The sequence below is a fragment of the Pseudomonas sp. NPDC087346 genome, from assembly GCF_044744235.1.
Lineage (GTDB): Bacteria > Pseudomonadota > Gammaproteobacteria > Pseudomonadales > Pseudomonadaceae > Aquipseudomonas.
Window position 1 is genome coordinate 12,087 of record NZ_JBIUXX010000075.1, and the last position, 11,759, is coordinate 23,845.

At 59.4% G+C, this 11,759-nt stretch carries 12 protein-coding genes and 1 pseudogene; 5 read left to right on the plus strand and 8 right to left on the minus strand.

Annotated elements, in window-relative coordinates:
* From ACIOZM_RS27985 to ACIOZM_RS27995, 3 genes are all read right to left on the minus strand, one after another.
* Positions 1 to 967 (minus strand): amino acid ABC transporter permease (locus ACIOZM_RS27985; RefSeq protein WP_401219999.1); only part of this gene is annotated, 967 nt, incomplete at its 3' end.
* A 10-nt stretch (positions 968 to 977) separates the two neighbouring features.
* A complete protein-coding gene (locus ACIOZM_RS27990) occupies positions 978 to 2,159 on the minus strand; it encodes an amino acid ABC transporter permease (protein ID WP_401220002.1) in 1,182 nt (393 codons plus the stop codon).
* A gap of 65 nt (positions 2,160 to 2,224) precedes the next feature.
* On the minus strand, positions 2,225 to 3,256 hold the full coding sequence (locus ACIOZM_RS27995) for an amino acid ABC transporter substrate-binding protein (RefSeq protein ID WP_401220005.1): 1,032 nt from the start codon (positions 3,254 to 3,256) through the stop codon (positions 2,225 to 2,227).
* Positions 3,257 to 3,724: 468 nt separating this feature from the next.
* Here ACIOZM_RS27995 and ACIOZM_RS28000 point away from each other — a divergent pair, with 468 nt between their 5' ends.
* The 5 genes from ACIOZM_RS28000 (at position 3,725) to ACIOZM_RS28020 (ending at position 9,021) form a co-directional block, all read left to right on the plus strand.
* Positions 3,725 to 4,381 carry an alpha/beta hydrolase gene (locus tag ACIOZM_RS28000; RefSeq protein WP_401220007.1) on the plus strand — a complete coding sequence of 219 codons (657 nt, stop codon included), beginning with the start codon at positions 3,725 to 3,727 and terminating at the stop codon, positions 4,379 to 4,381.
* 107 nt (positions 4,382 to 4,488) lie between these two features.
* Positions 4,489 to 5,967 (plus strand): ATP-dependent RNA helicase RhlB, encoded by a 1,479-nt coding sequence (gene rhlB / locus ACIOZM_RS28005; RefSeq protein ID WP_401220009.1) that lies wholly within the window; start codon positions 4,489 to 4,491, stop codon positions 5,965 to 5,967.
* A 139-nt stretch (positions 5,968 to 6,106) separates the two neighbouring features.
* Positions 6,107 to 7,051 (plus strand): ornithine cyclodeaminase family protein, encoded by a 945-nt coding sequence (locus tag ACIOZM_RS28010; protein ID WP_401220012.1) that lies wholly within the window; start codon positions 6,107 to 6,109, stop codon positions 7,049 to 7,051.
* Positions 7,052 to 7,196: 145 nt separating this feature from the next.
* Entirely contained in the window at positions 7,197 to 8,324 is a 1,128-nt protein-coding gene (locus ACIOZM_RS28015; protein ID WP_401220015.1) for an NAD(P)/FAD-dependent oxidoreductase, read from the plus strand.
* Positions 8,325 to 8,394: 70 nt separating this feature from the next.
* Entirely contained in the window at positions 8,395 to 9,021 is a 627-nt protein-coding gene (locus ACIOZM_RS28020) for a transcriptional regulator (RefSeq protein WP_401220017.1), read from the plus strand.
* Positions 9,022 to 9,121: 100 nt separating this feature from the next.
* On the opposite strand, the gene ACIOZM_RS28025 is transcribed toward ACIOZM_RS28020, so the two are convergent.
* The 5 genes and pseudogenes from ACIOZM_RS28025 to ACIOZM_RS28045 form a co-directional block, all read right to left on the minus strand.
* Positions 9,122 to 9,898, minus strand: coding sequence for an ABC transporter substrate-binding protein (locus tag ACIOZM_RS28025; protein WP_401220020.1), 777 nt, complete (start codon positions 9,896 to 9,898; stop codon positions 9,122 to 9,124).
* Positions 9,899 to 10,176: 278 nt separating this feature from the next.
* On the minus strand, positions 10,177 to 10,629 hold the full coding sequence (moaE, locus tag ACIOZM_RS28030) for a molybdopterin synthase catalytic subunit MoaE (protein ID WP_401220023.1): 453 nt from the start codon (positions 10,627 to 10,629) through the stop codon (positions 10,177 to 10,179).
* A 3-nt stretch (positions 10,630 to 10,632) separates the two neighbouring features.
* The gene (locus ACIOZM_RS28035; protein ID WP_016985014.1) at positions 10,633 to 10,875 is read right to left on the minus strand and encodes a MoaD/ThiS family protein; all 243 of its coding nucleotides are present in this window, start codon (positions 10,873 to 10,875) and stop codon (positions 10,633 to 10,635) included.
* Entirely contained in the window at positions 10,872 to 11,345 is a 474-nt protein-coding gene (moaC, locus tag ACIOZM_RS28040) for a cyclic pyranopterin monophosphate synthase MoaC (RefSeq protein ID WP_016985015.1), read from the minus strand. The genes ACIOZM_RS28035 and moaC overlap by 4 nt, the downstream gene beginning before the upstream one ends.
* Positions 11,346 to 11,580: 235 nt before the next feature.
* Positions 11,581 to 11,759 (minus strand): annotated as a pseudogene (locus tag ACIOZM_RS28045) (PhoH family protein); the annotation flags it as partial.

Sequence of the window (11,759 nt, forward strand, 5' to 3'; positions counted from 1 at the left end):
CCGCAGCGGCTTGCTTGACGCTGTTGAGCAGGTCAAAGAGGCCGATGATGATCACCAGGCTGGTGTCCTTGAACAGCGCAATGAAGGTGTTGACGATGCCCGGGATCACCAGCTTCAGGGCTTGCGGCAGAATCACCAGACCCATCGCCCGCCAGTAACCGAGGCCCATCGCTGCGGCCGCTTCGTACTGACCTTTGGGAATCGCTTGCAGACCGCCGCGCACCACTTCGGCCACGTAGGCCGACTGGAACAGAATCACGCCGATCAGCGCCCGCAGCAGCTTGTCGAAGTTCATGCCCTCAGGCAGGAACAACGGCAGCATCACCGACGACATGAACAGCACCGTGATCAACGGCACGCCGCGCCAGAACTCGATAAACGTCACGCAGACCACGCGGATCGCCGGCATGTTCGAACGTCGACCCAACGCGAGGATGATCCCCAGCGGCAAGGCGCCGGCGATACCGACGGTGGCGATGACCAGGGTCAGCATCAGGCCGCCCCACTGGCTGGTCGCGACGGCGGTCATGCCGAAAACGCCACCGTGCAACAGGCACCAGGCGATGATCGGGTACAGCACCAGAAAGCTCAGGCCGTATACCGCTTTACGCGGGAAGCGCGAGATGAACAGCGGTGCCACGCCGATGACCGCCAGCCACACGGTCAGGTCCACGCGCCAGCGCAGTTCCGGCGGGTAATAGCCGTACATGAACTGGCCGAAACGCTGCTGAATGAACACCCAGCAGGCGCCGTCCTTGGTGCAATCGGCGCGGGTGGTGCCGACCCAGTTGGCATCGAGAATCGCCCAACTGAGAATCGGTGGTACCACGAGGTAAATCAGGTAGAACGCAAACAGCGTCAGCAGGGTGTTGAGCCAGCTGGAAAACATGTTCGCGCGCATCCACGCCACCACGCCGATGCTGCTGCTCGGTGGGGGCATGTCGGGTTTGAAAGTATGGGTAGTCATGCGCGTTTCCTCACCGCTCGATCAGCGCAATGCGCTTGTTGTACCAGTTCATCAGCAGGGAAATGCTGATACTGATCGCCAGGTACACGCTCATGGTGATGGCAATGACTTCAATCGCCTGACCGGTCTGGTTGAGCACAGTGCCGGCGAACAGCGAGACCATTTCCGGATAACCGATACCGGCCGCCAGCGAAGAGTTTTTCGCCAGGTTCAGGTATTGGCTGGTCAGCGGTGGAATGATCACTCGCAGCGCTTGAGGGATGATCACCTTGCGCAGGGTCGGGCCGTTGCGCAGTCCGAGCGAACGGGCCGCTTCGGTCTGGCCGTGGCTGACCGACTTGATCCCGGAGCGCACGATCTCGGCGATGAACGCCGCGGTGTACACGGTCAGGGCCAGGGTCAGCGCCAGCAGTTCCGGGATCAACACCCAGCCGCCGACGAAGTTGAAGCCTTTGAGCTGAGGCATTTCCCAGTGCAACGGGGCACCGAAGATCAGCGCGCACAAGGTCGGAATCACCAGCAGAATCGCCAGCCCGGTCCAGAACTTGCGGAACGGAACGCCGGTCGCTTCAAAGCGCTTGTTGGCCCAGCGGCACATCAGCACGATGGCAACGATGGACAGCACGACGCTGATAAAGAACGCCCAGAAGCCGTCAGCCATTTGCGCGGCCGGCATGTTCAGGCCACGGCTGCTGACGAAGAAGGTGTCACCGAAGTTATGACTGGCACGCGGTCCCGGCATGGTCAGGAACACCGCGAAGTACCAGAACAGAATTTGCAGCAGCGGCGGAATGTTGCGGAAAACCTCCACATACACGGTCGCCAGTTTGCTGATGATCCAGTTCGGCGACAGCCGCGCCACACCGATGATGAACCCCAGCAGTGTTGCCAGAACCACGCCGATAACCGTCACCAGCAAGGTGTTGAGCAAGCCGATGACGAACACCCGGGCATAGCTGTCCGATTCGGTGTAGTCGATCAGGTGTTGAGCGATGCCGAAACCGGCACTGCGCTCCAGAAAGCCGAAACCGGAAGTGATGCCCCGGTGTTGCAAGTTGGTCTGGGTGTTATCGAACAGATACCAGCCCATCGCGACCACCGCCACAACGGTGATGATCTGAAATAGCCACGCACGCACTCTTGGATCGCTGAGGCTGAGCCTCTGCTTAGGTGCGCCGATTGAATTTTGCATGAAGTGCCCCGCAAGAAATGGAACAGAACATCACCCGGCGGTTGGCCCGCCGGGTGATAGAACCATTAGCGCACTGGTGGTGCGTACTGAATGCCGCCGTTGTTCCACAGGGCGTTCAGGCCACGGTCGATTTCCAGCGGAGTGCTCTTGCCGAGGTTTTTCTCGAAGATTTCGCCGTAGTTACCAACCTGGGAAACAATTTTTACTACCCAGTCCTTCGGCAGTTTCAGATCCTTGCCATATTCACCGTCGCCACCGAGCAGACGAGCAACGTCCGGGTTCTTGGTGGATTTGGCTTCTTCCAGAACGTTTTTCGAAGTGATGCCGGCTTCTTCAGCGTTGAGCAGCGCGTAGCCGACCCAGCGCACGATGGCCAGCCACTCGTCGTCGCCGTTACGCACGACCGGGCCCAGAGGTTCTTTGGAAATGGTTTCCGGCAACACGATGTAGTCTTTCGGCGAAGCCAGTTTGCTGCGCTGAGCGAACAGCTGGGATTTGTCCGAAGTCAGTACGTCGCAACGACCGGATTCCAGCGACTTGGCGCTTTCATCGGAGGTGTCGAAAGTGATCGGGGTGTACTTCAGGCCGTTGGCGCGGAAGTAGTCAGACACGTTCAGCTCGGTGGTAGTACCGGCCTGAATACAGATGGTTGCACCGTCCAGTTCCTTGGCACTTTTTACGCCCAGCTTGTTGTTGGCCAGGAAGCCCACGCCGTCGTAGTAAGTGATGAAGCCAGGGAATTTCAGGCCCATGCCCGCGTCACGCGAACTGGTCATGGTGGTGTTACGCGAGAGCAGGTCGATTTCGCCGGATTGCAGCGCGGTGAAGCGCTCCTTGGCGTTCAACTGACTGAACTTGACCTTGGTCGCATCGCCGAAAACGGCAGCGGCCACAGCGCGGCAGACGTCAGCGTCGATCCCGAGGATCTTGCCGGAAGCGTCCGGTACCGAGAAGCCCGGCAGACCGTCGCTCACGCCACACTGTACGAAACCTTTCTTCTGCACTGCATCCAGGGTTGCACCCGCCTGAGCGAACCCGCTGACACCGAGTACTGCTGCTGCAGTCACGATTGCCAGGGTGGATTTCAACATCTTCATTCAAACCTCCAGTTTTGCTCTTGTTGTGTCGGAGCTTGAGTCCAGTCGCACCCTTATGAGGCGTTGTTGACCCGTGTTGGCTTTTTTTGGGGTCAACCGACGTAAGACCTTCGCTATGAGTCTAGTAGGAGAAAATCCACATCATGGACAACTCACTTCTCACCAATCGGCCGAACGGGCTGTAGCCCTTTCACGTTCGCTGCGCCCGTAGCGGCCATTGGCGAACATCCATCACCGGATTCTTTGCAATCCCGTCGCAAGCCGTACACTGATAGTGTTACCGGCAGACGTAGGATGCTTCGTACAGAATCCTCCATAGCAAACCCCGTACCACACCGGCTGCTGAAGCGATTGAGCGGCAGGTCAAGAGAAAAACTTGTAGCCTTGCGACATCTTCTTAACGGATCAACCAGAGACGCACTCGAATCACGCACTTAATGAGAGCGCCCGCACATTTTTGGAGCAAACATGACTCAGCCCTTGATTCTTCAGCCCGGCAAGCCCGTAGACGCCTGCGTAATATGGCTGCACGGCCTTGGCGCTGATCGTTATGACTTCCTGCCAGTCGCCGAGGCGCTGCAGGAAACCTTGCTGACCACCCGCTTCGTATTGCCCCAGGCACCGACTCGTGCAGTCACCATTAATGGTGGCTACGAGATGCCGAGCTGGTACGACATATTGGCCATGAATCCGGCACGCGCCATCAGCCGTGAACAACTGGACGAGTCGGCGCAAATGGTCGTCGAACTGATAGAAGAACAAAAAGCCAGCGGGATAGACGCCTCGCGGATTTTTCTGGCTGGTTTCTCCCAAGGGGGCGCTGTCGTTCTGCACACCGCGTTCCTGAAATGGCAAGGCGCGCTCGGTGGCGTACTTGCCCTGTCCACTTATGCACCGACATTCAGTGATGAACTGGAGTTGTCTGCCAGCCAGCAGCGAATCCCGGTGTTGTCGATGCATGGCCAATACGACGACGTAGTGCAAAACGCTATGGGCCGTAGCGCTTATGAGCATTTGAAGACCCGTGGTGTCACCGTGACATGGCAGGAATACCCAATGGGCCACGAAGTGTTACCCGAGGAAATTCAGGATATCGGCGTCTGGCTCACCGAACGTCTGCGCTGATCGAACCGGGCCCGGTTGCCCATCCGGGCCCCTTTGATCATCACACTACGCCGCGCCCGATTCTTGCATTACACTGGCCGGCGTACATTCCTTAATCAATTGATGAGATGACCGTGCTCAAAGCACTCAAGAAAATGTTCGGTAAAAGCGAGGCTGAGCAGCTCGCGCCAGTTCCCAGTGCGCCGTCGCACGCCCCCGGCCATCGCAGCGATGCCCCCAAGGCCGACCGCCCAGCTCCCGTAGCGGCACCGAAGCAACCAGAAAAACCTGCCCCGGCCGCGCCAATCGCCGCCGAGCCAGTGCAAAGCGAAGCGCCAAAACCGGCCAGACCGCGCCGCGAACCGAAGCCAATGGCTCCGGTCATTCCCTGGAAACTCGAAGACTTCGTCGTCGAACCTCAGGAAGGCAAAACCCGTTTCCACGATTTCAAACTCGCCCCGGAACTGATGCACGCCATCCAGGACCTGGGTTTCCCGTACTGCACGCCGATTCAGGCGCAAGTGCTGGGCTTCACTCTCGCTGGTAAAGACGCCATCGGTCGCGCACAGACCGGTACTGGCAAAACTGCCGCGTTTCTGGTCTCGATCATCACCCAGTTGCTGCAGACCCCGCCGCCGAAAGAACGCTACATGGGCGAGCCACGGGCACTGATCATCGCGCCGACCCGAGAACTGGTCGTGCAGATCGCCAAGGATGCCGCCGATCTGACCAAGTACACCGGCCTGAACGTCATGACGTTTGTTGGCGGCATGGACTTCGACAAGCAGCTCAAGCACCTTGAAGCCCGTCACTGCGACATCCTCGTCGCAACGCCGGGTCGTCTGCTCGACTTCAACCAGCGCGGCGACGTGCATCTGGACATGGTCGAAGTGATGGTGCTGGACGAAGCCGACCGCATGCTCGACATGGGTTTCATCCCGCAAGTGCGTCAGATCATTCGCCAGACCCCGCCGAAAAGCGAACGTCAGACCCTGCTGTTCTCCGCGACCTTCACCGAGGACGTGATGAACCTCGCCAAGCAGTGGACAACCGATCCGTCGATCGTCGAGATCGAATCCGAGAACGTTGCCAACGTTAACGTGGAGCAGCACATCTACGCCGTGGCCGCCGCCGACAAGTACAAGCTGTTGTACAACCTGGTGACCGACAACGGTTGGGAACGGGTAATGGTCTTCGCCAACCGCAAGGACGAAGTCCGGCGTATCGAAGAGCGCCTGGTGCGCGACGGCGTGAATGCCGCGCAGTTGTCCGGCGACGTGCCGCAACACAAGCGCATCAAGACCCTGGAAGGTTTCCGCGAAGGCAAGATTCGCGTGCTGGTCGCCACTGACGTGGCCGGTCGTGGTATCCACATCGACGGCATCAGCCACGTGATCAACTTCACCCTGCCGGAAGTCCCGGACGACTACGTGCACCGCATCGGCCGTACCGGTCGGGCTGGCGCCGATGGCGTGTCGATCAGCTTCGCCGGTGAGGACGACTCCTACCAGTTGCCGTCCATCGAAGAGAAGCTCGGTCGCAAGATCAGCTGCGAAACGCCACCGACGCATCTGCTGCGAGCGGTTGAGCGCAAGCGTCCGCAGTAAGCGAAGCACGCAAAAAGGCGCAGCCAGCAATGGACTGCGCCTTTTTTTCGACCGGATTTTTTTCAATGGGTGTCTTGCCCGACAAAACTAAAAGTCCATAATGGACAAATTAGTTTATAAAAATAATCCGGAGCCCGACATGTCCAGTACGCCCTACGTGATCGACCAAGCTCAGGCTCGCGAATTGCTGACGCAGATCGACGTGCCGCAGATCCTGCGCAAACTGTTCCGCGATCTGGCGGCTGGCCATGCGGTGCAACCGGCGCAGCAACTGGTGGAATTCCCCCACGGCGCTGGCGACTTCATCAACTATCTGGGCGTACTGGCCGAGGATGGCGTCTACGGCGTAAAGACCTCGCCGTATATCGTCCGCGAGCAAGGCCCGCTGGTGACCGCCTGGACGCTGCTGATGTCGATGCAAACCGGCCAGCCGCTGCTGCTCTGTGATGCCGGCGAACTCACTACTGCTCGAACGGCGGCAACCACCGCAGTGGCCGTCGACGCTCTCGCCCCGCTGAATGCCCAGCGTCTGGCGATCATCGGCAGCGGCAAAGTCGCTCAGGCGCACCTGCATTACGTCAACGGCCTGCGCGACTGGCAGAGCATCAGTGTGTACTCGCCGAGCCTGCTCGAAGATCCTGAAACACAGGCGCTGCTGAAAAGCATCGCCCCTGCGCTGAAGATTGCCGACAGCCGCGAATCCGCCGTGGCGGACGCCGACGTGATCATGCTTTGCACCTCCTCCGCCGGCCCGGTGCTTGATCCTGCGACGTTGGGCAAACCGGCGCTGATCACCTCGATCAGCACCAACGCCCCTCGCGCCCATGAAGTACCGCCGCACAGTCTCAACACCATGCAGGTGTTCTGCGACTATCGCCTGACCACGCCGGGTTCGGCGGGTGAGATGCTGATTGCCGGCGACCAGCATGGCTGGAATAAAGAGGCGATCATTGGCGATCTGGCCGATCTGCTCAGCGAGAAAGTCCAGCGTCCGGAATACCAGCGCCATGTGTTCTTCCGCTCAATTGGTTTGGGCCTCGAAGACATCGCCCTGGCCAATGCCATTTATCACCTGAAGCACTAAGACCACGATCCCTGTGGGAGCGGGCTTGCCCGCGATGCAGGCGCCTCGGTTATGCATACGAAACGCGGTGATGCTATCGCGGGCAAGCCCGGCTCCCACAGGATCTGCGACACCTTCAAATTTGCATTTCACCGTGGAGATTTTCATGAGCCAGGCAGATTTCATCATCATCGGCGGCGGAATTGCCGGCGCTTCCACCGGATTCTGGCTGTCTCCCCATGCCAAAGTGATTGTGCTGGAGCGCGAATCGCATCCGGCTTATCACTCCACCGGACGTTCCGCCGCGCTGTACACCGCCGCGTACGGCACACCGCAGGTACGCGCGCTGACCCAGGCCAGCCGGGCGTTCTTCGACGCGCCGCCCAGCGGTTTCTGCGAGCACCCGCTGCTGACCCATCGCGGCGAAATGACCGTGGACTTCACCGGTGACGCCGCCGAACTGAACAACCAATACCTCAGCGCCAAAGCCACGGTGCCCGAGATGCAAATGCTCAGCGCCGACGAAGCCTGCGCACGTTTGCCGATTCTGCGTCGGGAAAAAGTCCACGGCGCGATCTACGACCCGACCGCCAGCGACATCGACACCGATGCGCTGCATCAGGGCTACCTGCGCGGTATTCGCCGCAACAACGGCGAAGTGCACACTGATTGCGAAGTACTGGGCCTGAGTCGTGATGCCGAAGGCGTCTGGCAGGTCCAGACCAACGGCCAGACCTTCAGCGCACCAGTGATCATCAACGCTGCCGGCGCCTGGGCCGACAAGATCGGCGCCATGGCCGGTGCGAAGTCGTTGGGCCTGCAACCGAAACGCCGCGCCGCATTTATCTTCGCCGGGCCCGAAGGCGTCGACATTCATCACTGGCCGATGCTGGTCAGCCTCGACGAGTCGTTCTACATGAAACCCGATGCCGGCATGTTCCTCGGCTCGCCCGCCAACGCCGACCCGGTCGAACCCCACGACGTGCAGCCGGAAGAACTGGACATCGCCATGGGCATCTACCAGATCGAAGAGGCGACCACCCTGACCATCCGCCGTCCGACCCGCACCTGGGCCGGATTGCGCAGTTTTGTCGCTGATGGTGATTTGCTCAGTGGTTTCGATCCGCAAGTGCCGGGACTGTTCTGGGTCGCGGCGCAGGGTGGTTATGGCATCCAGACTTCGCCGGCGATGGGTCAGGCCAGTGCCGCGCTGGTTCGTGGCCAAAAACTGCCGGAACAGCTCAAGCAATTCGGCCTGAGCAGCGCCATGCTGTCCCCTGCCCGTCTGGCCTGACTGCGCGGATTACGGCAAACTCGCAACGCCCCTCCGCCGGGGCGTTGACGCACGCCTGGAGCTTCACCCTATGACCGCCCCTGGCCTCGACCTCGCACTGGATAACTACCGTGCAATCGCCGACGCCATCGCCACGCTGTTCTTTCCCCACGCCGAAGTGGTGCTGCACGATTTGCGCACGCAGAAGGTCGATTACATCGCCAACAACCTGTCCAAGCGCGAGATCGGTGACGAGTCGTCGCTGGAAGACATGCTCAGCGAGGATGTCAGCGACCGCAACATCGGCCCCTACGAAAAGCTCAATTGGGACGGCCAGAAAATCCGCAGCCTGAGCACCGTGCTGCGCGACAGCGAAGCTCGTCCGCTGGCGGTGCTGTGCATCAATCTGAATATTTCGCTGTTCGAAAATGCCAAGGCTGCGCTGGATCTGTTTCTCTCGCCGAGCAAACTGATTCCACAACCGGATTCACTGTTTCGCGATGACTGGCAGGAACGCATCAACACTTTCCTGCACGCCTGGCTGCGCGAGCGGCAACTGAGCCTGAATCTGCTGACCCGCGATCACAAACGCGAACTGGTACTGGCCCTGCACGCCGAGGGCGCGTTCAAAGGCAAGAGCGCTTCGAACTATGTGGCCAATGTGCTGAACATGGGGCGGGCGACGGTGTACAAGCATTTGAAGGAATTGAAGGGCTAGAGATTTGCGGTGATTTCTCTGACGCCATCGCGAGCAGGCTCACTCCTACAGGGGAACGCATTCCAAATGTAGGAGTGAGCCTGCTCGCGATAAAGGATTGTCAGTCGCCGTAGATATCGGACTTGAAGTACTTCTCGGAAATCTTCTGATACTGACCATTAGCACGAATCCCGTCGATGGCGGTATTCAGCTCGGACACCAGCTCAGCATTGCCCTTGCGCACCGCAATCCCCGCGCCCTCGCCCACGTATTTCGGGTCCTTCAACTCCGGCCCGACAAACGCATAACCCTTGCCACGCGGCATCGACAGGAAATCACTCAGCGGAATGGTGTCGGCAAAAATCGCGTCGAGGCGACCGGCCGCCAGGTCCATGTAGATTTCTTCGTTGTTGCTGTAGCGCTTGACGTTGATGCCCTTGGGCTCGAACACCTCGGTGGCGTACCGGTCGGTGGTGGTGGCGCGCTGCACGCCGATGGTTTTGCCCTTGAGGCTGGCGTACTGGTCATCGACCGTTGCGCCGTCCTTCATCACCAGTCGTGACGAAGTGAAGTAGTACTTGTGGGTGAAATCGACAGACTTCTTGCGATCTTCGTTGATGGTCATCGACGACAGCGCCATGTCGATTTTCTTCACTTTTAGCGAAGGAATCAGACCGTCGAACTCACCTTCGACCCACACGCATTTGACCTGCATCTGCGCGCACAAGGCGTTGCCGATGTCGTAGTCGAAACCGACGATTTCGCCCTTGTCGGTCTTCGAGGCGAACGGCGGGTAAGCTGCTTCAATGCCGATGCGCAGGGTTTTCTCGGCGGCGAACACGCTGCTGCACGCCAGGAGGCTCAGCGCCAGACCGGTAATGAGGGGGAGTTTCTTCATGTTCGTTCTCTCGCGGGTTGTTGTTGGTTTGGCAAGACAGAAGAAAGAGCTGAAACGGGTTAACACTCATTTTGTACTTATAAATCCATACTGGACTCGCAAGTACAAATCGTCAATTAGAGAGAAGGGAGGTTTGCGAGGTTTTTGATGTTGCAGATGGCCTCATCGCTGGCAAGCCAGCTCCCACAGGTTTAGCGGTGTACACAGACTTTGTGCACGACCCGATCACTGTGGGAGCTGGCTTGCCAGCGATGGCTGACTCAAGAACGCTAAATTACTTACTTTTTCCAGCGATCCGCAGCGGCATGATCGCTGTCACGTCCTTCGACCCAGCGCGGGCCGTCGCTGGTTTTTTCTTTCTTCCAGAACGGCGCACGGGTTTTCAGGTAATCCATGACGAAGGCACAGGCATCGAACGCAGCCTGGCGATGCGCGCTGGCGGCAGCGACAAACACAATCGGTTCGCCCGGCTCCAGCGCGCCAATCCGATGCAGCACTTCCAGCTTCAACAGCGGCCAGCGCTGTTCGGCTTCGACGGCAATCTTGCCGAGGGCCTTTTCGGTCATGCCGGGATAGTGTTCAAGGAACATCCCCGCCACATCCAGCCCGTCATTGAAGTCGCGCACGTAGCCGACAAAACTCACCACCGCACCGACGCCGACATTGGCCGCGTGCATCGCGTTGACTTCGGCGCCCGGGTCGAACGCGGTGGACTGCACACGAATCGCCATGGCTCAGCCTCCGGTTACAGTGGGGAAGAACGCCACTTCGTCGCCATCGACCACCGGCTCGTCGAGCTGGCACAGGTCTTCGTTGCGCGCACACATCAGGTTCTGCTCGCTCAGCACTTCTGCGCCGTCACGCTGGGCCAGCAATGCACGCACGTCATCGACGGTGGCAAAGTCGCCCTCGACCTTGACCGAGTCCACGCCCAGCGCTTCACGGTAACGGGCAAAAAACTTCACGGTCAGGTTCATGGCTGCTCCGCCTGAAAATGCCCGCTCTTGCCGCCGACCTTTTCCAGCAGACGCACGCTCTCGATGGTCATGCCTCGGTCCACGGCTTTGCACATGTCGTAGATGGTCAGTGCAGCGACGCTGGCAGCGGTCAGCGCTTCCATTTCGACGCCGGTCTGCCCGGACAATTTGCAGCGGGCGACGATGCGTACGGTGTCTTCGCCATCAGCGCTGAGTTCGACCTTGACGCCAGTGAGCATCAGCGGGTGGCACAAGGGAATCAGATCGCTGGTTTTCTTCGCTGCCTGAATGCCGGCAATGCGCGCCACGGCAAACACGTCACCCTTGGGATGGCCGCCGCTGACGATCATTTGCAGGGTTTCGGGGAGCATGCGCACCAGCGCTTGAGCCGTCGCCTCACGGAACGTCACGGCTTTTTCAGTGACGTCGACCATGTTGGCGCGACCTTGGGAATCGAGATGAGTCAGCACGGGATTACTCCTGATCAGGAGCGCCGATTGTAAACCTGCGGGTCAAATTTCCGCATCATTGAATATGAAATCACCTCTAAACCTGTGGGAGCGTGGCTTGCCCGCGATGCAGGCGCTGCGGTTTGGCAGGCAGACCGAGTTGCTGCAATCGCGGGCAAGCCACGCTCCCACAGGATTTATGTTTTTCCATAAAAAACCGGGCGGCTGTTGGGCCGCCCGGTTTCGTTTGCAGCACTTACAGATGCGTTTCGGCGTATTCGGCCAGGATCGAGCGAGGCACCCCTTGCAGGGTGATGTGCACACCGTTGGGGAAATCCTTGAAGCGTTCGGTCAGGTAGGTCAGCCCGGAACTGGTTGCGGACAGGTAAGGGGTGTCGATTTGTGCCAGGTTGCCCAGGCACACCACTTTGGAAC